The 22,066-nt window shown below is 60.8% G+C and carries 24 protein-coding genes and 1 pseudogene; all 25 read right to left on the bottom strand.

The window, feature by feature from the left end; translation table 11 throughout:
- Positions 1 to 11: 11 nt before the first annotated feature.
- Positions 12 to 854, bottom strand: a complete 843-nt coding sequence (locus CFter6_RS11645) for a hypothetical protein (protein ID WP_061540059.1) — start codon at positions 852 to 854, stop codon at positions 12 to 14.
- Positions 855 to 1,865 (bottom strand): phage tail protein, encoded by a 1,011-nt coding sequence (locus tag CFter6_RS11640; RefSeq protein ID WP_061540058.1) that lies wholly within the window; start codon positions 1,863 to 1,865, stop codon positions 855 to 857.
- The gene (locus CFter6_RS11635; protein WP_014006029.1) at positions 1,862 to 3,007 is read right to left on the bottom strand and encodes a hypothetical protein; all 1,146 of its coding nucleotides are present in this window, start codon (positions 3,005 to 3,007) and stop codon (positions 1,862 to 1,864) included. The genes CFter6_RS11640 and CFter6_RS11635 overlap by 4 nt, the downstream gene beginning before the upstream one ends.
- A gap of 4 nt (positions 3,008 to 3,011) precedes the next feature.
- Positions 3,012 to 6,107 (bottom strand): baseplate J/gp47 family protein, encoded by a 3,096-nt coding sequence (locus CFter6_RS11630; protein WP_061540057.1) that lies wholly within the window; start codon positions 6,105 to 6,107, stop codon positions 3,012 to 3,014.
- An 11-nt stretch (positions 6,108 to 6,118) separates the two neighbouring features.
- Entirely contained in the window at positions 6,119 to 6,337 is a 219-nt protein-coding gene (locus tag CFter6_RS11625) for a hypothetical protein (protein ID WP_061540056.1), read from the bottom strand.
- A 14-nt stretch (positions 6,338 to 6,351) separates the two neighbouring features.
- The gene (locus tag CFter6_RS11620) at positions 6,352 to 6,747 is read right to left on the bottom strand and encodes a GPW/gp25 family protein (RefSeq protein ID WP_061540055.1); all 396 of its coding nucleotides are present in this window, start codon (positions 6,745 to 6,747) and stop codon (positions 6,352 to 6,354) included.
- Positions 6,744 to 7,157, bottom strand: coding sequence for a PAAR domain-containing protein (locus CFter6_RS11615; RefSeq protein WP_061540054.1), 414 nt, complete (start codon positions 7,155 to 7,157; stop codon positions 6,744 to 6,746). The genes CFter6_RS11620 and CFter6_RS11615 overlap by 4 nt, the downstream gene beginning before the upstream one ends.
- Positions 7,158 to 7,165: 8 nt before the next feature.
- Complete coding sequence (locus CFter6_RS11610) at positions 7,166 to 7,786, bottom strand: phage baseplate assembly protein V (protein ID WP_061540053.1); 621 nt, start codon at positions 7,784 to 7,786, stop codon at positions 7,166 to 7,168.
- Positions 7,783 to 8,826: a phage late control D family protein gene (locus CFter6_RS11605; RefSeq protein WP_061540052.1), complete on the bottom strand. Its 1,044-nt coding sequence runs from the start codon at positions 8,824 to 8,826 to the stop codon at positions 7,783 to 7,785. The genes CFter6_RS11610 and CFter6_RS11605 overlap by 4 nt, the downstream gene beginning before the upstream one ends.
- A complete protein-coding gene (locus tag CFter6_RS11600) occupies positions 8,819 to 9,466 on the bottom strand; it encodes a CIS tube protein (protein ID WP_061540051.1) in 648 nt (215 codons plus the stop codon). Before CFter6_RS11600 ends, CFter6_RS11605 begins: the two co-directional genes overlap by 8 nt.
- Positions 9,466 to 11,001: a hypothetical protein gene (locus CFter6_RS11595; protein WP_061540050.1), complete on the bottom strand. Its 1,536-nt coding sequence runs from the start codon at positions 10,999 to 11,001 to the stop codon at positions 9,466 to 9,468. The genes CFter6_RS11600 and CFter6_RS11595 overlap by 1 nt, the downstream gene beginning before the upstream one ends.
- A gap of 44 nt (positions 11,002 to 11,045) precedes the next feature.
- A complete protein-coding gene (locus CFter6_RS11590; protein ID WP_061540049.1) occupies positions 11,046 to 11,534 on the bottom strand; it encodes a phage tail protein in 489 nt (162 codons plus the stop codon).
- A 1-nt stretch (position 11,535) separates the two neighbouring features.
- Positions 11,536 to 11,700: a DUF6760 family protein gene (locus tag CFter6_RS26810; RefSeq protein ID WP_335340328.1), complete on the bottom strand. Its 165-nt coding sequence runs from the start codon at positions 11,698 to 11,700 to the stop codon at positions 11,536 to 11,538.
- Positions 11,701 to 11,711: 11 nt separating this feature from the next.
- Positions 11,712 to 12,068 (bottom strand): hypothetical protein, encoded by a 357-nt coding sequence (locus tag CFter6_RS11585; protein ID WP_041741714.1) that lies wholly within the window; start codon positions 12,066 to 12,068, stop codon positions 11,712 to 11,714.
- A gap of 15 nt (positions 12,069 to 12,083) precedes the next feature.
- Positions 12,084 to 12,530: a phage tail protein gene (locus tag CFter6_RS11580; RefSeq protein ID WP_041741712.1), complete on the bottom strand. Its 447-nt coding sequence runs from the start codon at positions 12,528 to 12,530 to the stop codon at positions 12,084 to 12,086.
- A 58-nt stretch (positions 12,531 to 12,588) separates the two neighbouring features.
- Positions 12,589 to 14,193, bottom strand: coding sequence for a phage tail sheath family protein (locus tag CFter6_RS11575; protein WP_061540048.1), 1,605 nt, complete (start codon positions 14,191 to 14,193; stop codon positions 12,589 to 12,591).
- Positions 14,194 to 14,212: 19 nt separating this feature from the next.
- Positions 14,213 to 14,788, bottom strand: a complete 576-nt coding sequence (locus CFter6_RS11570; protein ID WP_061540047.1) for a peptidase associated/transthyretin-like domain-containing protein — start codon at positions 14,786 to 14,788, stop codon at positions 14,213 to 14,215.
- Positions 14,785 to 15,396: a Pvc16 family protein gene (locus CFter6_RS11565; RefSeq protein WP_061540046.1), complete on the bottom strand. Its 612-nt coding sequence runs from the start codon at positions 15,394 to 15,396 to the stop codon at positions 14,785 to 14,787. Before CFter6_RS11565 ends, CFter6_RS11570 begins: the two co-directional genes overlap by 4 nt.
- 2 nt (positions 15,397 to 15,398) lie before the next feature.
- Positions 15,399 to 16,295: a hypothetical protein gene (locus tag CFter6_RS11560; RefSeq protein ID WP_061540045.1), complete on the bottom strand. Its 897-nt coding sequence runs from the start codon at positions 16,293 to 16,295 to the stop codon at positions 15,399 to 15,401.
- Between the two features lie 22 nt (positions 16,296 to 16,317).
- Positions 16,318 to 16,929 (bottom strand): hypothetical protein, encoded by a 612-nt coding sequence (locus CFter6_RS11555; RefSeq protein WP_061540044.1) that lies wholly within the window; start codon positions 16,927 to 16,929, stop codon positions 16,318 to 16,320.
- Positions 16,930 to 16,962: 33 nt separating this feature from the next.
- Positions 16,963 to 17,340: a hypothetical protein gene (locus tag CFter6_RS11550; protein ID WP_061540043.1), complete on the bottom strand. Its 378-nt coding sequence runs from the start codon at positions 17,338 to 17,340 to the stop codon at positions 16,963 to 16,965.
- Positions 17,341 to 17,430: 90 nt separating this feature from the next.
- On the bottom strand, positions 17,431 to 17,844 hold the full coding sequence (locus tag CFter6_RS11545) for a hypothetical protein (RefSeq protein WP_061540042.1): 414 nt from the start codon (positions 17,842 to 17,844) through the stop codon (positions 17,431 to 17,433).
- 587 nt (positions 17,845 to 18,431) lie between these two features.
- Entirely contained in the window at positions 18,432 to 20,147 is a 1,716-nt protein-coding gene (locus CFter6_RS11540) for a family 2A encapsulin nanocompartment cargo protein cysteine desulfurase (RefSeq protein ID WP_061540041.1), read from the bottom strand.
- A complete protein-coding gene (locus CFter6_RS11535; RefSeq protein ID WP_061540040.1) occupies positions 20,134 to 21,051 on the bottom strand; it encodes a family 2A encapsulin nanocompartment shell protein in 918 nt (305 codons plus the stop codon). Before CFter6_RS11535 ends, CFter6_RS11540 begins: the two co-directional genes overlap by 14 nt.
- Before the next feature lie 37 nt (positions 21,052 to 21,088).
- Positions 21,089 to 22,014, bottom strand: a pseudogene (gene epsC / locus CFter6_RS11530) (serine O-acetyltransferase EpsC).
- Positions 22,015 to 22,066: the final 52 nt, after the last annotated feature.

Genomic DNA, 22,066 nt, shown 5'->3' with positions numbered 1-22,066 from the left:
TGCGATTCCTGTCAGGCGTTTTCAAGCGTGGAAGAGTTGGACAAGGCCAGCCAGTTCACCTGCGCCGACGGCTCGCTGGTGGCGCGGGTTTCTATTGCCACCAGCTCCAGGGTGAACTGCGAAGTGCCGACATTGCTGACGCTGATCGCATATGGGAAGGAGCCGGTCACGGTGGCGTTGACGCTGGGCGGCACGTTGAAAGCCGGTCCCTGCCCGGCCAGGTAAAACACTTGCTGCGACACCCGGTCGCCGACTTTCAGCAGCGTGCGGGTATCGAACGTGACGCTGCCGTGGCGCGCGCCATCCAGCCCCTGTTTCAGGCTCGACTGGATTACCGCCAGCTTGCCCAGCACAGCCGGCAAACGGCTGGTGACCGGTATCCGGCTGTCGGCAATGCTTTTGATGATGCCGGGATTGGCGCTGTCCATCGTTACCGTGGCGAGGATGATCGAATCGCTCGGCGGGTAAGTCAACGAAGCGCTTTGCAACACGGCGGCCTGGTCCAGGGTGTCGGTGGAAACGTTGGGAGTGGGAGGATATACCGCGTACAGTCCGTAGCTGTCGCCCAGATTGCTGGCCGCCGGCACCATGTTGCCGCTGATGCCGGGAAACACCAGGAAATCGCCGCTTGAATCAAAGCCGACGCCGGGCGCCACCACCAGGGTATTGTTCTGCAGCACGACGTCGAAACCGTTCAGCACGCCTGGGGTATACAGGCACTGGTTCTGCAGCTTGATCCAGTTGGAAAAATAATTCTGTTCCAGCGTCATGTTTTGCGCAGTAAGGAACATGCCGTCATGATAATTAAGACGCACCGCGATATCGGATGGAATGGGAGGGATGAACGCGCTCATTTATGGGATTCCTTGAAGGCCAAGCAAAGTATTGATTCCCAGCGTTGCGGCATTGCATATTTTTGTCTGCGGCGTGACCGCCTGCAACTGCATGCTGGGGAAAATGGTGATGGCGAAGCGGCTGGCGGCTGGCTTGATGGCGGCTAACAGCTGCTGCAATTGCTGCTGCAAGCGCAGAACCTGCTGCGTATTCTGGCTGGTGAGGACGAAACCGCTGTTGTGCGCATTGGGCAGCGTGATCTGCACATTGAACAGCCAGGGAAAATAGCCCGACACCACCTGGCTGCCGGCGTGGTAGCGCTCTTGCAGGATAAATGCCGTCTGCACCTGGTCGGCGACGCCGATGCAAGGCGCCTTCGGATTGCTGACCGTTACCGTGATCTGGCCCTTGACCGCCACCGCCTTGGCCGGGAATCCGTCTCCTGCCGCCTGGTACTGCACGCCTTCGATCGTCAAGGGCAGGTCTAGCAGCAAGTTGAGCATGTAGCCCAGCCCCAGCGGCGTGCCGCGCAACCGGTACAGGGCCAGGATCTGCGCCGTCACCATGCGTTTCTTGTCGATGCTCCAGCTGTTGTCCAGCGTCAGGTCGACCCATCCGCCCAGCCAGTTCAGGAAGCTGTTGAGCCAGGCTTCGATACCGCTTTGGGGCGAGCCCGTGGCTGACTGCCCGGGGACATAGGCGGCCAGCGGATTGGTGACTGCCGGCACTCCGATGTAGCTGTCGAGATTGGCCAGGATGGCCTGCTGCTGGTTCGACTTTGCGGCCGAAATCGGCGGCATGAAATCCGTGCTGGCCGGGTCGAACAGGAAACTGAGGCGTGGATAAAACAGGTTGCCGGCCACATCCGCATTCAGCAGTTCCTGGATGCCGCGGCGGCCGTCCAGGGCGCCGTCGCCGATGCCCGTCAGCAGTTTCTCGAATATTTTTAAATAGTCGCCGACAAACGCTGAATCCTTGCCGCTGTAGACCGCCGGCAGGTAGCGCAGGTAGCTGGATGGCGGCTGGCTCATGGCTGGCTGCTCGCGGTGATGTCAAGGCAGCGCAGACGCGGCAAGCCCCGGTACAGCATGGCGCTGCGTCCGGCCGGCAAATCGGCCAGCGTGGTGTTGGCGCCGAGCTGCGCCATCTGGTCGAGAACGATGGTCGGAATGAAGTTATAGTCCATGCTTTCCAGCCCGGCAACGCCCGGCACGCTCAGGATCAGGTGCAGCAGATCGTCGGCCTGCGGCGCCTGGCCATAGGACCAGCCGCGGCCGTCGGGGCCGCCGGCCGGCAACAGGTAGCCGAACAGCAGGTTCACCAGCGCATCCAGCGTGACCGACATGACCGTGGCCGCGCTGCAGCGGATCGACAGGGTCAAGTCGATCGCGGTCAGCTGCGCCATTTGCACCCGCACGGCGCTCCCCGCAATCACGCGCGGCTGCAGATAGTAGTTCACCTGGTTCAGCAAAGTCTGCTCCCGCGCGCGTTCGTCTTTTCCTTGCAACAGCAGCAGCCGGCGCATGGTAGTGCTGGAATAGGCATATTGCTGCTTGTTGGGATACAGCGGATAAACATAGTTCCAGATGGCGTCGCTCAGGAGATAAGCAGTGCTGGCCTGTTCCGCAGCCTGCGCGTACGCTTGCTGCACATACAGTGGAACCGGCACCGGAATGCTGGAGTGGTTTTTCTTTTGCTGCGCCACGGCTTGTTCATACAGCAATTCGATCATGCGGTTGCTCTGCATCGCTACCACCTCGATGTTCGGCAAGGTCAGCGCCAGGTACGGGCTTTGCAGGTAAAGCAAGATCTCTTTTTGCAGCGTTGCCTTGCTGGCCGCCTGGCCTTGCTCGATTTGCGCCAGCGCCGCCTGCAGGGCCAGGAAATCGAAATCGTAGTAAGTCTGGGCAGCCTTGCTGTATTCGGTCTGGTTGTTGCTGAAAGCCAGGCCCAGCACCCAGCGCAGGAAATTCTCGTCGGTCAGGGTCGGGATCTGGTTGGCCTGGTACAGCAGCGACTCGTCCAGCCAGGCCAGCAGCTGCAGCAAGGTGATGCCGGGGTCGCTGTCGTTATAGTCGGTCCACAGCTTGGTGTATTGCGGAATCCTGCGCACCAGCTCAACCACCAGTTGCTGGTAGGTCTTCAGGTCGAGGTCGGGCAATTCGAAGCTCATCGCCCTACTCCAGGTAAAGTAACAGCGTCATCTGGCCGGCCACCGGCAACTGCGCCGGCAACAGCGCGATGTTGCCGTTCTGGTGGCCGTTCAGGTTCAGGCCGAGCACCGTTTCGACCTGCGGCAGCGTACGCAGGAAACGGCTGACCGCGGACGCCTGCACGATTTGTCCGAAGCGCCAGCCTTGCTGCCCGGGGCCGCCGAACACCGGCTGGAAAAACGCCTGCAGCTGGCGTCCGATGTTTTGCTGCAGGGCGTTTTTCTGGTCCGGCGCACAGCTGACCGCCAGCTGCGCGCTGACATCAATCGTCACGAAATCCGGTGCTCGGGTGCTGATGCGCGGCGCCAGCGGCGCCAGGCAAACCAGCTTGATCGCGGCCGCCACCTGGTTCAGGATCTCCGGACTGGTGTATGGCGCCGGTGCGCTGCTCAGCGCCAGCAATACGATGCTGATGTCCTGCTGCGGCGTTTCCATCGCCCGCGCCTGCGCCACCTGCTGGCAGGATTGCGCCGCCAGTGCGCTCAACTCGCTCAGCTCCACCGCATAACCGCCCGCCTTCACCAGCGCCGGGCTGTGTGCGGCTATGTCAGCCACCGTATCGCCGTCGACGCCGCCGGCAGCCGGCGCTGGATTGTCGACGCCATCGATATTGCTGATGCCAGGCCGCAGCATCGTCAGGCGATGGGCGCCGACATTGCCCGCCAGGCCCTGCGTGTAGTCGTAACGGGCGGCAATGATGTTGTTGTAACCGCGCGGCGGGATCATGCCGTTGTAGCCGTCGCCGAAGGTGACCAGGCCGTTCTGGCAATCCAGCGTATAGACGCGGTCGGTCGGACCGCAGAAGGTGAAATTGTCGACCTGCAGCCACTGCCGGCTGACCTCGCTGCCGGCAGTGGCCGCAGTGGTGCCTCCGGCGCTGTCTTGCGCGGCGTCGTCCTGGGCAACCGTGTCGAGCCCACGCGCTTCGATCACCTGCAGCTCCAGGTTCGGCAGCGCCGGCGTGTAATCCAGCGTGAAACTCTGTGACGGCTGCTCGTTGCTTGAGCCCAGCACTTCGTCTTCGACGCTGGTGATATTGCTGGCCATGACCGTATTCGGATATATGCCGTAGACCCGGATGGTGCGGTCGACATGCGGATTGTTGATGCGGAACCAGTACGCTGTCTGCGAATACAGGTAGGACGCCGGCATGGCGGCCGGCACGGTGAAGCTGACGATGCCGGAACGGCTCAGGCCGTAGCTGCTGTCGTCCACCGGCAGCGGCTGCCATGCCTGGCCATCGTAATAATCCCACTGCAGGCTGCCGCCTGGAGCCGCGCTTTCCTGCTGCAGGTAGAAATACAGGGTCAACTTGTTGCCCAGCGTGTAATTGCCGAAATCGGCGGTGCCGAAGGCAAAATAAAAACCGGTCAACACTTCTTCCACCGGCTTGAACGGGCTGAACAGGAAGCGGCTCATGGTGAAGGCGTTGTAGCTCCAGTAGCGGGTCGGCGGCGCCGCATAGCTGTAGCTGATCTGCAGCGACTGGATATAGGGCGGATAAAACTGCGACTGGTTGAACTGATAAGAAAAATTGATGCCCTCGACATCGTTCAGATAGGCGATCACGCTGTTCTTTTGCTCCGGCGTCAGGATCGTGACCGGGATGCTGTCTATGGTGTTGGCCACGCTGGTGGTGGTGAAACCGCCCGCCTGGCCATAACCGCCGGTAGCGATCAAGGCCCGTATCCACAGGCCGGTGCCGCCGGCGACTGTGGTTTCACCCAGCGCCGGGCACTGGAACTGGATCCGGGTCGGGCCGTCAGGATTGTCGTGCTGCAGGTTGCTGGTGCTGTCGACAAACTGATACTGGCTGGCCTCAGCCAGGGTCTGGTTGAACGATTGCCACTGCTTGCCGTCCCAGAATTGCCAATACAAGGTGACCGGATACTCTACGGCGACCGCGGTCAGCTGGAAGGAAATGTTGACCAGCGCGCCCTTGCGCGAAAAAACACTGTCGCTGCGGATATAAAAAGCGTCGCCGACCTGCGGCGACTGGCCGAAAGGATATGCGCCGTTCGAGATATCGAGCAGCACCACGTTGAATGCGGCTTGCTGCGGCTGGATCGCATCGCCTTTGAAGGTGCACTGGATGCCGGTGATGACCGGCAGTTGCTGCGCCAGCGACGCCAGCACCTTGACCTGCGGGCTGGGCTTGACCAGCAGCCAGTATTCCGGCTGCTGGTCCGGCTCGGTCAGCAAGACATCGTCGGTGAAACCGGCGCCGGGGTCTTCCTGCCGGTAGATTTCCTGCTGCACCTGGGCAATTGTCAGTGCTGCCGCCTGCGGTTTCTGGCTGAGCTGGATTTCCAGCTGCTGGGCGTCGGCCGATTGTCTCAGCTGTGCGCTCAGCGGCGTCAGCGCACCGTCGAACCACTGTCCGAAATAGTCGCTGTAGAGCTGCTTGCCGTACAAGGTGATGGTGATGCTTTGCAGAGCCGGATCAGGCTTGAACAGCTGGCTGTCGCCCATGATGAACCAGTGGCCCAGCGCCTGCTCGGCCGGATCAGCGGTTTCGTCGGCGACGAACAACGGCACTCCCTGTGTGCTGGCGGCGCTCGAAGCAAGGGCCGGCATGGCGTCGATGTACTGGTCTTGCGCCGGCATGATGGTCATGGCGGCGCAGAGAGTGGCCGGCACCACCAGCAGGTCCTGGCTGGTCTGGAAACGGATGGTCTGTGCTTCGGCATCGAGCACCGCGGTCTGCGCCGGCACTGCCTTGGCGGCTTGTTCCGGCTTGAGCATGAATTGCAGCGGCGCCTGCGCCGCCAGCGGCGGCCGCAGCTGCATGCCCATGCTCTGGAAAAAAGCCTGCCGCCGCTGATTCGGCATCTGGTTTTCAATCCCTGCCGTATACGCCGCCAGCTGGGCGAACAGGTTCAGCAAGACCAGGCCCGGATCCTGGTTGACCGCCTGCGCCGCGCCAACCGGATCGGGCGTGGCCGCGGTCAATGCCGCCGGCCAGTAAGCGCTCCATTCGGGAGCGTAGGTCTGGGCCAGCTTCAGCGCCTGCTGATAGAACTGTTCGGCAGTGCGGAAGTCCAGGATCGGGTCAGCCATGGCGTCGCGGATTACCTGGCGAAATGCATGACGTTAGCCTGGGTATCCGGCCCCTCGGCCTGCAACGGCACGTCGATCAGCTCTTGCAGCACCTGGATCGCGCCGCTGATCCTGAGCAGGGTTTGCTGCAAATCCTTTTGCTGCGCTTCGAGGCTGCGCAGTTGCGCTTGTCCAGCCTGGTAATTGTCTTTCAGTTCTCTGATTCTGGCTTCGATGACTTCACGGTTCATGCTTTGCTCCGGGTTTATTTAAGATAAAAAGGAAACACCAGGTTGGCCGGCTGGTTGCGGTCGCGGATCAGGTAATCGACCGCGATCTGCAGGCAGTTCGGCTGCTGCGGCGTAATCGTCACGTTCACCTGCAAGGTCTGGATGCGAGGTTCCCAGCGGTCCAGCGCCTGCTTCACATACAGCTGCGCCAGGCTGACAGCGGTGGCGTTGCCGGCCGCGAACACCAGTTCGTTGATGCGACAGCCAAAGGCCGGCAGCATCACCCGCTCGCCAGGCGCGGTTTGCAGGATGATCAGCAGCGCCTGCCGGATGTCGTCGGCGCCGGCCGCCATCTGCACCTTGCCGCCGCTGGCCGTCACCGGGAAGGCCCAGCCCTGGCCTAGGAAATCGCTGTCCGCCGGACTGTTCATCCTATGTTCACCGTGCTCAGGCCCAGCACCTGCACCGTCGGCGGCGGCCCCTGCGGCCCGGCCGGCGGCACATCGTGGCAGGTTTCGCAGAAATCGCCGGCGCGCGCCGCCGCCTTGCCGTTGATACGCACCGTCATGCTGCCCATCACCACCTGACCCAGGTTGGTGGGTGGGACCTGGAAGGCGCCGCTGGCAGGAATATGCGGCGGCAGGTTTTGCGCCATCGAACCCACGGTCGCCGCCGGCCGGCTGTTGATGCGCACATTCAGGCTGGTGTTGAGCGTGATCTTGCCGTTGAACGGAAACGGCTGCGGCGTCGGCACCGGCCCGCCCGGGCTCGGCACCAGCACGATATGGATATCGGCCGCGTTGACGATGCTGTCGCCCTGCTTGGCGGCGCCTTGTGCCATGTTTCCTCCTAATTCAAGTCGATCATGGCGGCCGACAGCTTGATGCTCTGCCCGCCCTGCAATTGCATGGCGGAGCTCGACAAATCCGCCTTGACGCTGCCGGCAGTGTTCTGCACCACCACCTGCGCCCCGCTGATGGTCAGCGTGCCCTTGGCGCTGATGGCGAAATCGCCTTCGCTGCTGATGGATATCTTGTTGTTGGCGGTATCGATCACGATGCGGTTATTCTTGCTGTCGGCAATGGTGATGTTTTCCTTTTCGGAATCATCCAGCGTGATGGTTTTCCCGCCCTTGGTCTTGATCACACGCACGTCCTGTTGCTGCGCAACTTCCAGCGGCGGCTTTTGCACGCCATTCCACATGAAACCCAGCACGTATGCCTGGCTGGCGTCGCCGTCGGCAAACGCCAGCAGCGCCGAATCGCCTGGCTGCGGCAGGAAAAAAGCGCCGTAGCCGGGACCGGCGAAAAAACTCATGACTTGCAGCCAGCCGGATTCGATTTCCTGTCCCTTCAGGACGAAATTGACCTTGACCCGGCCCCACCCTTTATCGTCCTTGGTATCGCTGACCGTACCCAAGGTCACGCCCAGCGTCATGCTGCCCGAGGAAAATCCTTCGTCTGGATTCATACGCCTGTCCTTCTAAGTTTGAATTCAGTCTGGTAGCCTTCATTGACGTCATAGCTGTGGACGCTGGAAGTGATGTAATAAATGCCGTTGAAACGCTGGCTCAGGCCGCTCAGCTTGACGTTGACGCCCGCCACCATGTCCGGATCGCCCAGCACGCTGGTGCTGCCCTCGATGAACTGGTTCAGGTTGCGCTTGTATTGGGCGTTGGCGATTGCCTGCAGGGCTTCCGGCGTGCTGAGGTCGGGCCGCTCCAGCTGGATGTCCGAATCCGGAAAAGCCTGCGCCAGCTGGTAGCCGCTTTCCTTGCCGCCCATCTTGTCCTGCGAACTGCCGGAAGACGCCACCGCCGTCAGCACCTTGTTCGATGTGATGTCGTATCCCTTCACCGTGACTTGTTTGCCCATGGTCGGCAATTTCAGGCTGAGCTTGAGGTCGCTGATATCCGTTGGATAGTTCATGGTCTTGACCGGGCTCTCGCCCTCTGCCGACGGCCGGAACACCAGGGTGGTATCGTCCATCAGCAACTCGTAGTTGAGCTGCGCACAACGGCGCATCAGGAAATCGTAGTCGGAGGAATTGTTTTGCAACACATAGTCGTTGACCATGGCCGGACTGCCGGGCAATTTCACGGTCAGGCCGGCTGCGCGCGCTACCTGTGAAACGATTTCATTGTCGTCCAGGTTGAGGTAGGTCCTGGTGCGGGTGCCGAATTTCAGCCAATACATGCGGTCGAATCCGCGGATGGTGGCGGTAGAGTAATCGCTGAAATGCGGTTCGATCGCCGTGATTTCCGCGCTGACCATCTGCTGCAGGCTGTCGAGGCCGAGGAATACCGTGATTTCGTCGCCCGGCTTGAAGATATCCAGGTTGACGTCCTGCCAGGCGCCGCCGGATGAGACGATATTCAAGGTAAAACTGAACATGGTGGGGATGTTTATCTCGTCTTCCACGCGCACGCTCTGGATCGCCGCGATCACCGAAGTCGGCAAGGCGCTGCGGTTCTTTAATATGCGGAAACCGCCGGTCTGGACGCTAGGCATTGCCGCCCCCGTTGTTGTACGTTTCGTCGTGGACATCGATGATCACCAGCATGCGTCCGATGTCTTGGCGGCCGGGGAAATTCAGCGGATCGTAGATATTGTTGCCTTCCGCGATCAGGCGCCACTGGCTGGCGTCGCCCAGGGCCTGCTGCGCAATCAGGTACAGGCGGTCGTTTTCCTTGACGCGCCACAGCTGGCGGCAATTGAATTTTCCTTGCGCGCGCTGGTCCTCTTCCTTGGTCAGCACGGATTTGAAAGTGACTGACAGCTCCGCCCGCACCGGTATGCCGGAGCTGAGGAACATGGTGAATTTCTGGTCGAGCTTGCTGATCATGCCGACGAACAGCGGGCCGGCCCAGGTGAACACCACCACCGGCGGCTCGCGCCGTTCGGCGTTGCCGACTGTCGGCTGGGTCAGCGCAACGATCTTGTTGGTCTTGGCGCGTACATCGGTCTGCTGCTCGTAGGTATCGAAAAACAGCGAAACCGTCAAGTCGTCGTCGTCAACCCGCTGGAACTGGATGTTCGAACCTTGCCCCAGCAGCACTACCGTCTTGTTCAGGGACAGTTCGGTCGGGTTGTACATGACGGGAATTTCTTCCTGGGTCTGCTGTACCACGATCTTGGCCATTTCCAGCATCAGCGCCCCCTGCGGTAACGGTCGATGCCGGCGCGCTGCTCTATGCTGGCGTGCACCTGCCGCGCCAGCGCCTGCACCAGCTGTGGCGACAGCATCGCCGCTGTCACCACGCTGCGGATGTGCTGCTGGTTATGGTTGTTGTGCATGATCTCGCGCACCACCTTGGTGTGCACCGTATGCTCGATACGCTCCAGTTGCCGCTGCACTTCTGCTTGCCTGGCTTGCGGCTGCTGCCGGTAAGCCAGTGCGGCGGTGAACCCCGCCTGGTAATGCCGGAGCGAGACCTGGTCACTGCCGGCAGGACCGGCCACACCCGGAATGCTCATTGGCGATGGAGCAGCGGCCACAATTGGCGGCGGCAAGGAAGGCGTTGTCAGGCGCTGCAACCGCTTGCTGCCAGTCTCGGCTCCGGTTGCCGGCAATGCAGGAAACGTCGATTTATATGCATAAGCAAACGTCCCTTGGGCGCGCCCGGCCCAGCGCTGCACCTGGCTACGCCAGGCGAGCCGGCTGCCGGCGGTTCTGAAGTCACGGCTACGGTTTCCGCTTGCCAGCTGCAACGCCGGTACAGCGCGGCGCTGCGCTGTTTCCCGCCGGGGCAACGCCGGGGTTTTCCGCATTTTGAAATGCTGTTCGTGCGTCTGATCTATATCGCGCCTGTCGAGATGGTGGAAATGCCGCTGATGCAGGCGCATCCCGGATGTCATGCGCTGCGCTGTCTTTGCATGAAACTTCAACGACAAGGAATTGCTGGCAGGATGGCCGGCTTGCGACGAGCGTGAAGCAATACTGGCGGGCGCCGCTTGTTTTGCAAACTGCAGCGCACTATGCCGCTGCGGGACGGGCTGCCGCAACTTCCCTGGCGCCGACAGCAAGGTTTGCCTGACGAAACCGGCGAGACGTGCCGTCACAATTGTCATCAAGGTCCGGCTGCCGACTTCGTTATCCCGACGCCGCGTCGATTGCTGTAGCCGTGCTGTCTGCGCGCGCGGCATCAGCAGCGTCAATGGATGGACAATAATGCCGCCTGCCTGGCCAAGTGTTGCATCAGCCTGGGTGTCCCGAAAATGACGGATGTGATTCTGCACCATCCTTTGCAGGATGTTGCGGTTTTTCCCAGCTGCCTGCGAACCTGCTTTTCCCGCCGGTGCAGGCAGGCTGCCGCTGCCTGGCATTTTTGCCGGGACGGCAAGCAACAACGCCTGCTGCAAACGCGGCATATAGTGTTTTTCGAAACGACTCTCGATCTGCCGCTGGGCATCTTGCAACACCCCTTGCAACACCCCTTGCAAGCTCCCTTGCAAAACCTCTTGCCGGACTTCGCGCAAGACGGCCGGATGGATGTATTGCTGCACCAGGCGCAGCCAATGATGGTGCTGCGAGATGTATTGCGTATTCTTTGCTGCGGTAGGCGGACGCTGCATTTGCAGGTACGCCAGGTCCAGTCCCGGATAATTTTCCGGCCATGCCATGCGTCGGCCGGCAGCAACACCAGCCTGGAAATCCATGGCGGCGCTGGCGCAGGCCGTGCGCAAGACCGGGCTTCGCCGCCCCGCAGAAACTGGCGTGCGCCTGGCCATCAGCCGCCGCTCCCGCTGTTTTTCTTGATCCCCTCGTGCGCCAGCGTAAAGCTCTGGCTGGCCACCAGGTTCTGGCCGGCGTCCAGGCTCGGCCCTTGCCACTCGATCGGCCAGGCATTGTAGAAATTCCAGCTGACGGTGGGATTGCCCTCGTCGTCCAGCAGGTAGATCGAGCCGTTCTGGCGTTTGATCTTTCCGTTCAAGGCGGCCTGGTACCACAGCCACATCGGATCCAGCGCAGTGATGCCCGCCTTCAGCACCAGGTCGACATACGTCACCTGCCCGCCAAGCTTGTATTCGAGATCGTTGACGCCACCCTGGCGCACGCTCTTGACTTCGATTTTGGACTGCAGTCCCTCGACCGTGGTGAAGCCGCCGACCACGATGCCGCCTACCTCTACATAAAAATTGTACGACTTGAACGGGTTCGCCGGCGGGCCGGATTTACGCTGCGATATTCCGCCGGATGGATTGCGGCCGGTAGCCATGTCATGCTCCCAAATTTAGGCTTTTGTGCCGATCGTCGCTGTTCATGGTCTGGTTGATCTTGCTGATCTCCCCGCACCAGCGACGGCGCTCTGCGTGTTCCATTGCCAGGATTTCCCCGTACGACCAGTGAAAGTGATATGCGAGAAAAGCAATTTCCGCATACAGCTGGTCGGGCGCTACAGGGAAGCGCGCTTTCCCGCCGCTTCGAAACTCTCGATCTGCACCACCTTGTCTTCGCCGTCGACCTGGTTGATGCGGTTGTACAGGTTCTGCAGGTAAGAAAAATCGGCGGCGAACAGGTCTTCGATGACCTTGGTGTTGATCATGTCCAGATTGCCCAGCCGCACAATCACCCGCGACAGAACGATAATGGTCAGGTAGGCCGGGTTGCTCTGCACCCGGTGGTCTTTCAGCGGCAGGATTTCGTCGCCGGCGGTAGCCAGCCGCATCACGCCGTTCTTGTGCAGGTTGCCGTCGCCGTCGCGGTAGCCTAGCGGCAGGGTAAATTCGATTTCGGTGCTGATTGCGTTCATGCTGGCTGCTCCCGGTTAAGACACTCTGGTCATGTATTCGATGGTCAGCTCGAAGGTTTCCACCATCACGTCGCTGCTCGAGGCGTTCAGGCCGGTGCTCTCGTACTTGCTGGGCCAGGCGTTGATGACATTCCAGCGCGCCTTGGCCGCGCCGCCGGCGTCGAGCAGTATCAGCGAAATGTTTTTCTGCGCGCCTTTGGCAGTGGAACCCTGCAACGCCACCAGCTGGTGCCAGTTGTACAGTTCCATCGAATCGGTCAAGCCTTTTTTCAGGCTCAGCTTGCCGAAAGTGGTCAAGCCGGAAAATGAGCGTTTGTAGACCGGATCGGTGCCCTCCCGGTACTCGACCGTCTCGACCGTGCTGTCCGGGATCGTGGCTTCCGAAAACGCCGCGACCTGGATGCCCGAGATCTCCACCTGGAAGCGGAAACCGCGGTAGGGATTGGTTAGTTGTGTGGCCATCGTGATTCTCCGCAGTCAAATTGGTTTGGAAAGAGGCAGGTCCGTTTCCCCATTTCCGTTATGAACCGGAATCCGGGCCAGCGATTTTCTGCGTCATGCGGATGATGACGAACTCGGCAGGAAACACCGGAGCCAGGCCGACATCGATATACAGCTGCCCCAGCGAACGTGTCTCGGGCGGATTGTTCGAAGCGTCGCAAGTCACGAAGAACGCCTCCGCCGCACTGGCGCCGAACAGGCCGCCGGACTGCCACAAGGTGGTCAGGAAAGCACTGATGTCGCGCGTCACCGAGGCCCAGGTCTGCTGGTCGTTGGGTTCGAACACCACCCATTGCAAGCTCTGCTTCAGGCTTTGCTCGACATAGATGAACAGGCGCCTGACGCTGACATAAGTCCATTCGCTGCCGTTCGCAGCCAGCGTGCGGGCGCCCCAGATCACGTTGCCGTAATTGAGGAAATTGCGGACCGCGTTGATGCCGTTCGGATTCAGGATGTCCTGGTCCGAATCGGTGAGCTGGGTCTGCAGCTGCACCACGCTTAGCAGCGCGCCATCGTTGACCCCGGCCGGCGATTTCCAGACACCGACATTGTTGTCGGTATAGGCGTAACGGCCGAGCGAAGGACCGGACGGCGGCATCGGCACATTGGCGCCGGCGATCGGGTTGTAGATCCATACCCACGGATAGTAGATGGCGCCATAGCTGGAATTGAGCGCCGGCGAGGTCGCGCTGCCCGACTTGAAATTGCCGATGCCCTGGACATCCAGGCCGAACGGCGGATCGCTGACATAGAACAGGTTCTGCGCAGCTTCGCAGAACAGCAGCCCGCCGTTGATGCTGGTAGCTTGCGAGGCCTGGCTCGGATTGCCGCTGGCGTCGGCAGCGTTGACCGTATCCGGGATGGCCAGCAGGCTGATGCCTTGCACCGTGCTGAGCGTAGTGGTGGCGCTCTCGAAATCCCAGGTGGCGGCGGCGCCCCCTGCCAGCGGCGTCGCGCTCTTGCCGCTGTTGGGCGGGCGCGTGGTGCCGCTGGTCTCCGCCCGCACAAACATCGAGGTAGTGTTGACCGCGTTCGCCAGTGCGCCGCCTGCGCCCATGCTGGCTGCGGTGTAGCCGTTGAACGACTCGAGCACGTAATACGCCTTGCCGCCGATCGCGGTCGGCTGCAGGTTGTTCTGCGCCACATAGGCTTGCAAGGTGGCGCCGGACGACCCTGCAGGCAGGGCCTTGAGCGCCGCCGGATCGACCACCACGCTCAGATTGAATACCAGGGAAACCGCGCTGTCAGGACCGCTGGCGTTGCTGACCGCAAAATTCAGGATATTGGCCCAGGTGCCGGGTGTGACCGCGGTCATCTTGATGCCGCTGGCCGATCCGGTAGCTGCCTTGCCGTTGCCTTTGCTATCGACGGCCCGCACCACGTAGCAGGCGGTGCCGCCCTCGTTGAAGAATTCGAACACTGCCCAGGACACCATGCCGAACCAGACCAGTCCGCCGAACTGGCGCTGGTAGGCGTTCCAGCTGGTGATCAGGGTCGGTTGCGCGAACGGGCCGAACTCGGTGACGCCGACGAAGGCTGCAGTCGAGGTCGATGCGCCCTGGATGTTGCGGGCGCTCGGCACTTCTTCGATGTAAATGCCGGGATGACGATAGGTGGTTGCCAAGATGATTCCTTCTTAACAATTAACGCATTTCAATGTCCACAAACTGCGTGGTTGCGGGTTGCAGCAGCAACTTCTTTTCTACGCTTGCATAACCAGCCTTGCTAAAACTCAGCACTACTTGCGTGTCCGGAGCCAGCTTGCCGCCCAGGGCCAGCGCATAGCGGCCATCGTATTTGCCGTAATCCGAACTCAGCGTGGCAGCGCCCTTCGGGTTTCCCTGCCAGTTCGGATAACTGGCGCTGATACTGACGCCGGCCAGCGGCGACTTGGTTCCGGCCTGCAGCACCTGGCCGCGGATCAGCGTGGTCCCCGGCGGGTAGGGATACAGCGGACTGGGCGCCAGGTAGCAAGGAACGATGGCGGCAGCCAACGGCAAGCGCAGCGGCACCTGGAACGCCACCTCTTGCGCAAAGAACTGCGGCGCCAGGGCGGTAAGCCGGTAATCGCCGTCGTCGAGGTCGCTGAACGCATAAAACGCCTGTGGCTTGGCGAGCGGCATGAACGGCTTCTGGTTCAGCAGGAAGCGCGGCTGGAACCCGACCGCAGGCGCCTGGCTGAAGCCGTCGATCAGCTGCACTACGGCGCTCAGCTTCATGGCAGTTCCAGGTAGGCTGGATCGACCTGGGTCACCATGTCCGCCTGCAGGTCCAGGCCAGAGGGAATCCGCACCGGCGATAGCGTGTACAGCTTGGTCAACTTGTAAGTCTTGTTGGGAAAACCGGCCCAGATATTGCGCAAGGTATCGATGGAACCGGAATCCGGCACGATGGCGATGTTGTCGTTGCCGCTCCGTTTCAGCACCGGATCCAGCCATTCCCCGGACAGCTGGGCGACGTCATGGAACAGCCGCACCAGCTGGTCCACCAGCACCAGCTCCAGTTCAGCCGACCTGGCGTACGGCACCATCAGGTACAGCAGGTCGACCACCAGCGGGGCGGGCGTCAGCTTCAGCGCGGTCGGCTGCCGCTCTGCCCCGGCCTGTCGGGTCAGGCTGGGCGCCAGGTTGCGCAGGTAGGGATTAAGTTCGGTCTGGTACAGGTAGAGCGACAGCCTGGTTTCATCCTGGCTGTCGATCTCGCCCGGCGAATCGAACACCACCGCCGATTCTGCCTGCAGCTCGGGAATATGGTGGCGGATCAGCCGCCGCAGCGACTCGCTGACGCTGCGCAGGACCTGTCCGCCATCGCTGTTTGGCTGGCTCATCGCTACAAGGTAAACACGGTATCGGACTGACTGACGATCTGCGGCTGACGGTTGCCGATCTGGGCATATACCGTAATATCGCTGTTGCAGGTAGTCTTCAGGTAAACGTAATTCAGGTCGCTGGCAGCGTAGACGATATAGGCGTTCAGGTAAAACTCCAGCGAACTGCCCGCGTTCCTGCTGGCGCTGTCGTCGGCCATCATCGAAGTGATGAACGAAAGCGTGTTGAGGCCGTACGACATGGACGCTAGCGGAATCGTCCCCAGCATGCTGGCCAGCTGGACTCCGCTGGCCTCGGCAAACGGCGGTCCCAGCGACCAGCTGACCTTGCCCAGGCCCTTCTTGGTGGTCAGGATCACATCGATCTTGTTGCCGACATAAGCGCCTCGGACGGTGAAGCTGATGTTGCGGTAAATGTTTTCCGAACCGACCAACACCGCGCTGATGCGGCCGTTACGCCACTGTACCGGGCTTTGGGCGCCGATCTTCGCGGTGACCACAGCCTCGTTGTTGAGCGTGCAGTATCCTTGCAGATAGTCGACGCCCGGACGTACCTGCAAGAACAGCGTCAAGGTAAAACCGCTGCTGGCCTGGTCTATAGCTCCGGTGCGGATCGACAGCACCGCATTGTTGAATTCGATCTGCTGGATGCACGATTCGCTTTCGGCGCTTTGCGGCGTGACGTTATACGAAAAACCCAGGCTGTCGCCCGACATCGCGCCTAGCGACCAGTACGCGCCGGCGGTAGTGAAGGTAAAGTTGAGGTTTGAGTTGGCGGCGACATTCTGGAATTGCAATACCACCGGCAGTAAAGGGAGCGATTCTGGAATCGATACTGCCACATCGGGCACGGTGGCCGCGGCAGGCTCAATCGGTTCAACTGGCAGTGCAGTAATCATGACGGCCTTTCACAGGTAAGTATCATTCCAGGTCGATGGCAAAGGAACTCAGGCCAATGACGGTGCTGCGGTCGTTGCTCGACTGCAGGGTAACGCTGGCGCCGGGCGGCAGGTCTACCTTGCCCTTGACGCCGTGCTGGTCGGTGCGCAGGTACAGGTTGACCTGTATCTCATTGCAATCCTTGTATGTCTGCAGATACATTTCACGCGCGTTGATCAGGAAATTGCGGACATAGATAACCGGATCGACACGGCTGGAAAAACTCAGGCCGACCAGCCTTTCGCTTTCGCCGCCGTCGCTCCAGATGGCCTCCTGGCCGGGCTGCAGCGACAGGAACGCCTTGCTGTTGGCGCGCAGGTTGGTGAAGGTCAGTGTGATCGGCTTGAATGAATGGCAGCTGCGAAAAAGTTGTTCATTCAGCGCATGGCTGGGATTGGCAAGCAGATGCGCGCCCAGGTACTGGCGCGCCTGCTCGGGCAGCGTCTTGCGGTCGTTGCTGATCATCTGGGCCGCGCTTATCGTCGGCGCGGGCGCGGGTGCTGCCGGCCCTGGCCCAGGCGCCGGTTTCGGGTTGGACGGGCCTGCGCCCGCGACAACCGCGTCCTTGACATTGTTTTTCTCTTTAGCATCCATAGCAGCCGCCATCAGTTGCACATCGGTCGGAAATCAGTTTGGAAACGGAATCGTGAAATCGCCTACGTTGATGCGGCCTGAATTCGAGTAGCCAAGGAACTGGTATTGGGCATTGACAATGACGCCGGCCGACTCGAACTTGCCGGACAAGCTGTTGCCCACAGCATTGATCGGCAGCGTGACCTTGATCGACTGCGGGTTGCCGCTGGTGTTTTGCGCCGCTGTCAGCGCCAGCGATTTTTGTGCAAAGCTGACGGCCGTCAAGGGCGGCGTGGCGCTCCATACCGGACTGATCTGGATTGGCTGGTTGGTGTCCAGCGAAATCGTGTTCTTGTCCGTGATGGTGAGCTGCGCCGACAGCGTGTCGGTGCCGCTCTCCGTGGTGAAACTGAATGAAATGGTGTATTCCATAGCCAATCTCCTTTAAGTCGGCCGGGTTCCGCATGAATGCGGAACCCGGCCGCGCAGCGATACTGCGGACCATCGGCAACGCCAGGGTTGTTATTTACCCCAAGGGAATTGCGAGAAGGTTTGGTTGACCGCTTGCGGTTGGGCAAAACCAACCTGGGCTTGCACCGTCACGCCAGGATCGGACAGCGAGCGCAGGCTGAAATTCTGGATGCCCGGCTGCGCCACCAGATACAGCGTGACATTGAAAGACAAGGCGCCGCCGCCACCGCCGCCGGAAGAAACGGTCGAGACTTTTACCGAAGAGGCGGTGATGATGAAGGAATTCAGCGGCAAGGCGCTGCTGGAGCCAGGCACCGTGATATTGATGCCGCCTGAACCGTCGAAAGCCGGGCCGGTGCTCCAAGCCACCGGTTCGGTCACTTTCTGCAAATCGATCCAGATATTCTGGCCGGCCTGGGCATTGGTGATTTGCAGCTGCACTTGTTGATAGACAGTTTCGCTCATGATTGAAAAACCTTTCTAAAGAGAATTGGTTGACATCATCCGCCCTCGAGCAAGTTCATGCCCTCGATTATTCGTCGGAAAAAAACGACAAACCAGCGAAGCAAGCGCCTGTTTTTGGTGAGGGATTTTCTTCTATTGCCTGTCGACAATACGCACTCCATTTCTACAAAGCAACCTATCAAAAGTGACAGGTTCTAAGCAAAATTTTTGATGGTACGTTGATCTTTTTTGTTTTTTAAATTCGCGAACGAAGGGATTCGGTTAGCCGCGCAGACTTCGGCGGACAAGTAATTTCGCGGGGAGCAGTCGAAAAGAAACGGCGGCACATAGAGCGGAACGGATCGATGCCGGCGTTTTGCAGGAATTGGAAACGCGGTGACCGATAAGGTTCAATAATCTGTCAAGATTTACAGCCTGCATTTTAGTTTTTGGTACGGCTCTGGCACGCCAATGCAACTGTTGTTTTTAGCGACTGATTGCTATCGCAACCGGCATCTGCGCAAATGTACTCGAACATTTTCGAGCAAATAAAAAGCCGGCAAGGGATTTTTCCTTGCCGGCTCATGGGTGCAGCAATCCAGCGTCTGTCAGAAACTGCTGCGCCCGCCTTTCAGGCGCGCCAGCACCGCAATCAACGCATCAACGTCGACGCAGTTGTTATAAAACGCCAGCGACGGCCGCACCGTGCTTTCCAGTCCGAAGCGCCGCAAGATCGGCTGCGCGCAATGATGGCCCGAACGCACCGCAATTCCTTCCCGGTTCAGCGCCGCGCCGACTTCTTCGGTCTTATAACCTTCCAGCACGAAAGACAGCACCGCGGCCTTGTCCTGCGCCGTCCCTATCAATCGCAGGCCGGGAATCTGCTTGAGCCGGTGCGTCGCATACAGCAGCAGCTGATGCTCATAAGCGCCGATATTCTCGATGCCTATCCGGTTGACATAATCGATAGCCGCTCCCAGGCCGACCGCGTCGGCGATATTGCCGGTGCCGGCTTCGAAACGTCCGGGAGCGTCGTGGTACTGGGTCGAATCGAAAGTAACGTCGCGGATCATGTTGCCGCCGCCTTGCCACGGCGGCATCTCGTTCAGCAGCGCTTCCTTGCCGTACAACACGCCGATGCCGGTCGGTGCAAATACCTTGTGGCCGGAAAACACGAACCAGTCGCAATCCAGCGCCTGCACATCGGCGCGCAGATGGGATACCGACTGAGCACCGTCCAGCAGGACCTTGGCGCCGGCGCCATGCGCCATTTCGATGATCTGCCTGGCCGGGGTGACAGTGCCGAGAGCGTTGGATATCTGGGTAAACGCCACCAGCCTGGTCTTCGGCCCCAGCAGCTTGGCATATTCCTCCAGCTGCAGCTGGCCGTCGTCGTCCACCGGGATCACGCGCAGGCGGGCGCCCTTTTCCGCACATAGCATCTGCCACGGAACGATGTTGGCGTGATGCTCCAGATGGCTGACGATGATTTCATCGTCGCGCCCGATATTCGCCCTGCCCCAGCTTTGCGCCACCAGGTTGATGGCTTCAGTGGTGCCGCGCACGAACACGCATTCGTTGGCAGAACGCGCATTGAGGAAACCGCGCACTTTCTCGCGCGCGCCTTCGTAAGCATCGGTGGCGCGTGCCGCCAGTTCGTGGGCGGCGCGGTGGATATTCGAATTTTCGTGCGCGTAGAAATACGCCAGGCGGTCGATCACCGATTGCGGCTTGTGCGTGGTCGCGGCATTGTCCAGCCAGACCAGCTGCTTGCCGTTGACGCGATCCTGCAGGATCGGGAAATCGCGCCGCACCAGGTTGATGTCAAACGGCGCTGGCGCCGCCGGCACGCTGCCGGCATGCAAGCTGTCGGTTGCCAGGCCGGGAACCTTGAGGCCGGCAGGATATGGCTTGGCGAAGTCGAGGAAATAATACGCAGCGCCGCTGCCTGGTCCGACTGTCGCCGGCGGCTGCGACTGGCTACTGGCCGGCGCTGCCAGCAGGGCTTTCAGCTCGGCTTCGCCGGGCAAGCCGAATGCTGCCGGCGAAGCGCCGCTCAGCGGCAGGTCGCCGCTCAACGAAGTCGGCACGCCCGCCGCTGCGTTCGAACTTCCTCCGGGAGAAAATCCCAGCCCGCCGCCTAAGGCAGAGGCGCCGCCTGGAACGCTCGGCGGCGCCGCATTGAGATGCGACAAACCAGCCGGCAAGCCGCTGCCGGCCTGTCCCTGGCTAGCCGATGGCAATGCCGTGAAAAACTGGTTCGCCAGTTGCGCCAATGCGGCAACGTCGGGCAAGCCGTTTCCGGAGAAATCACTTGTACTCATGGTACTTGCCCACTTCCACGTCTTCGAGGACGGCGATGGCGTCGTCGGTCAGCACCGCCAGCGAGCAATACAGCGAAACCAGGTAGGAAGCGATCGCTTTATGGTTGATGCCCATGAAACGCACCGACAAGCCTGGGCTCTGCTCGCCCGGCAGGTCCGGCTGATACAGGCCGACCACGCCCTGGCGGCTTTCGCCCGTGCGTATCAGGATGATCTTCGACTTGCCCTTCTCGATCAGGATCTTGTCGCTGGGGATCAGGGGTATGCCGCGCCAGGTGATGAATTGCGAGCCGAACAGCGATACCGTCGGCGGCGGCACGCCGCGCCGCGTGCATTCACGGCCGAAGGCGGCGATCGTCACCGGATGGGCGAGGAAAAAACCGGGTTCTTTCCATACCTTGACCAGCAGCTCGTCGAGGTCGTCGGGAGTCGGCGCGCCGCTGCGGGTCTTGATCCGCTGCGAGGCGACAATGCTGTGCAGCAGCCCGTATTCCTTGTTGTTGATCAGTTCGCTTTCCTGGCGTTCCTTGATGGTTTCTATGATCAGGCGCAGCTGCTCGGCGATCTGGTTATACGGCTTGCTGTACAGGTCGGATACCCGGGTATGCACGTCGAGCACGGTATTGACCGCGCTCAGCATGTATTCGCGCGGATTCTCGATGTAGTCGACGAAGGTCTGCGGCAGCTCGCGCTCATCGCGGCCGGAACAGTCGACCTCGACGCTGGAGGCGTCTTTTACCTTGTTCAGGCGATAGATGCCGGATTCCACCGGCACCCATTGCAGCAGGTGCGTCAGCCAGCGCGGCGTGATGGACGACATCTGCGGTACGGTGCGCGTCGCAATCGCAAGTTGGCGTGCTGCTACATCGCCAAGGGCGGTATTCACTTCTGGTTTGCTGGCCATTTACATTTCCTGTGATCGAAGGTTGAGGGGTGGAGATTCAGTCGTCGCGCATCTGCGCCTGCGAAATGTTGCTGCCGGGCGGTACGCTACGGGTCAGCCAGACATTGCCGCCTATGGTCGACCCCTTGCCGATGGTGACGCGGCCGAGGACGGTGGCGCCGGCATAGATGACAACATCGTCTTCGACGATAGGATGGCGTTCGTTGCCCTTGATCAGGGCGCCGTCTTGATCGGCGGGAAAACGTTTGGCGCCCAGCGTCACGGCCTGGTACAGGCGCACCCGCTGGCCGATGATGGTGGTCTCGCCGATCACCACGCCGGTGCCGTGGTCGATGAAAAAACTGGCGCCGATCTGCGCCGCCGGATGAATGTCTATGCCGGTCGCCGAATGGGCGATGTCAGCGATCAGGCGCGCCAGCAACGGCGCGCCCAGGCCATGCAGGGCGTGCGCCAGGCGATGGTAGATGATGGCCGTGGTGCCGGGATAACACAGCAGGATTTCGGAAATGCTGGTGGCGGCAGGATCGCCGCTGTAGGCAGCCTGGATGTCGCTCGCCAGCAGGTCGCGGATGGCCGGCAGGCCTGCCGCGAACTGCCGGGTGACGGCGAGCGCCTGGCGGTTGAGGTCGGCTTCCGGCGTGCTTTCTTCGAGCACGAACAGCAAGCCCGGCGGACCTGCTCCGCCAGGATATTCAAGGTAAAACCGAGGGTGTTGCCGACAAAATGGTCGATGGTTTCGTCGTTCAGATCGGTGCGGCCGTAGTGGGTCGGAAACAGCGCGGCAGACAGGCCTTGCAGAACTTCCGCCAACGCCTGGCGCGACGGCAGTTCGCGGATATCGCCGCGGTGCCGGATCTTGTTGGTCACTTCGCGCGATGTGCGCAAGGCGGAAACCACCAGCTCCAGGCCCAGGCCGGAACTGTCGGTCAGCGCCTGCTGTTCGGAAAAATTGCGGCTACTCATGCGTGCAGATGCTCATTGTTAAAAACGGCGAAATCACTATTGCAGCGAAGAA

It is taken from the genome of Collimonas fungivorans (genome assembly GCF_001584145.1).
Lineage (GTDB): Bacteria > Pseudomonadota > Gammaproteobacteria > Burkholderiales > Burkholderiaceae_D > Collimonas > Collimonas fungivorans.
The sequence above is the reverse complement of the archived record's forward strand: the minus strand, read 5'-3'. Positions and strand labels throughout refer to the sequence as shown.

Bases quoted from the DNA above. Each gene is read 5' to 3' on its own strand.
- CFter6_RS11625 (WP_061540056.1), bottom strand. From the start codon at position 6,337: ATGAACCGTGAAGTCATCGAAGCCAGAATCAGAGAACTGAAAGACAAT.
- CFter6_RS11590 (WP_061540049.1), bottom strand. From the start codon at position 11,534: ATGGCTACCGGCCGCAATCCATCCGGCGGAATATCGCAGCGTAAATCC.
- CFter6_RS11640 (WP_061540058.1), bottom strand. From the start codon at position 1,865: ATGAGCCAGCCGCCATCCAGCTACCTGCGCTACCTGCCGGCGGTCTAC.
- CFter6_RS11610 (WP_061540053.1), bottom strand. From the start codon at position 7,786: ATGAATCCAGACGAAGGATTTTCCTCGGGCAGCATGACGCTGGGCGTG.
- CFter6_RS11620 (WP_061540055.1), bottom strand. From the start codon at position 6,747: ATGAACAGTCCGGCGGACAGCGATTTCCTAGGCCAGGGCTGGGCCTTC.
- CFter6_RS11570 (WP_061540047.1), bottom strand. From the start codon at position 14,788: ATGAAGCTGAGCGCCGTAGTGCAGCTGATCGACGGCTTCAGCCAGGCG.
- CFter6_RS11545 (WP_061540042.1), bottom strand. From the start codon at position 17,844: ATGAGCGAAACTGTCTATCAACAAGTGCAGCTGCAAATCACCAATGCC.
- CFter6_RS11565 (WP_061540046.1), bottom strand. From the start codon at position 15,396: ATGAGCCAGCCAAACAGCGATGGCGGACAGGTCCTGCGCAGCGTCAGC.
- CFter6_RS11615 (WP_061540054.1), bottom strand. From the start codon at position 7,157: ATGGCACAAGGCGCCGCCAAGCAGGGCGACAGCATCGTCAACGCGGCC.
- CFter6_RS11555 (WP_061540044.1), bottom strand. From the start codon at position 16,929: ATGGATGCTAAAGAGAAAAACAATGTCAAGGACGCGGTTGTCGCGGGC.
- CFter6_RS11540 (WP_061540041.1), bottom strand. From the start codon at position 20,147: ATGAGTACAAGTGATTTCTCCGGAAACGGCTTGCCCGACGTTGCCGCA.
- CFter6_RS11585 (WP_041741714.1), bottom strand. From the start codon at position 12,068: ATGAACGCAATCAGCACCGAAATCGAATTTACCCTGCCGCTAGGCTAC.
- CFter6_RS11560 (WP_061540045.1), bottom strand. From the start codon at position 16,295: ATGATTACTGCACTGCCAGTTGAACCGATTGAGCCTGCCGCGGCCACC.
- CFter6_RS11645 (WP_061540059.1), bottom strand. From the start codon at position 854: ATGAGCGCGTTCATCCCTCCCATTCCATCCGATATCGCGGTGCGTCTT.
- CFter6_RS11605 (WP_061540052.1), bottom strand. From the start codon at position 8,826: ATGCCTAGCGTCCAGACCGGCGGTTTCCGCATATTAAAGAACCGCAGC.
- CFter6_RS11635 (WP_014006029.1), bottom strand. From the start codon at position 3,007: ATGAGCTTCGAATTGCCCGACCTCGACCTGAAGACCTACCAGCAACTG.
- CFter6_RS11580 (WP_041741712.1), bottom strand. From the start codon at position 12,530: ATGGCCACACAACTAACCAATCCCTACCGCGGTTTCCGCTTCCAGGTG.
- CFter6_RS11630 (WP_061540057.1), bottom strand. From the start codon at position 6,107: ATGGCTGACCCGATCCTGGACTTCCGCACTGCCGAACAGTTCTATCAG.
- CFter6_RS11535 (WP_061540040.1), bottom strand. From the start codon at position 21,051: ATGGCCAGCAAACCAGAAGTGAATACCGCCCTTGGCGATGTAGCAGCA.
- CFter6_RS11600 (WP_061540051.1), bottom strand. From the start codon at position 9,466: ATGCTGGAAATGGCCAAGATCGTGGTACAGCAGACCCAGGAAGAAATT.
- CFter6_RS11550 (WP_061540043.1), bottom strand. From the start codon at position 17,340: ATGGAATACACCATTTCATTCAGTTTCACCACGGAGAGCGGCACCGAC.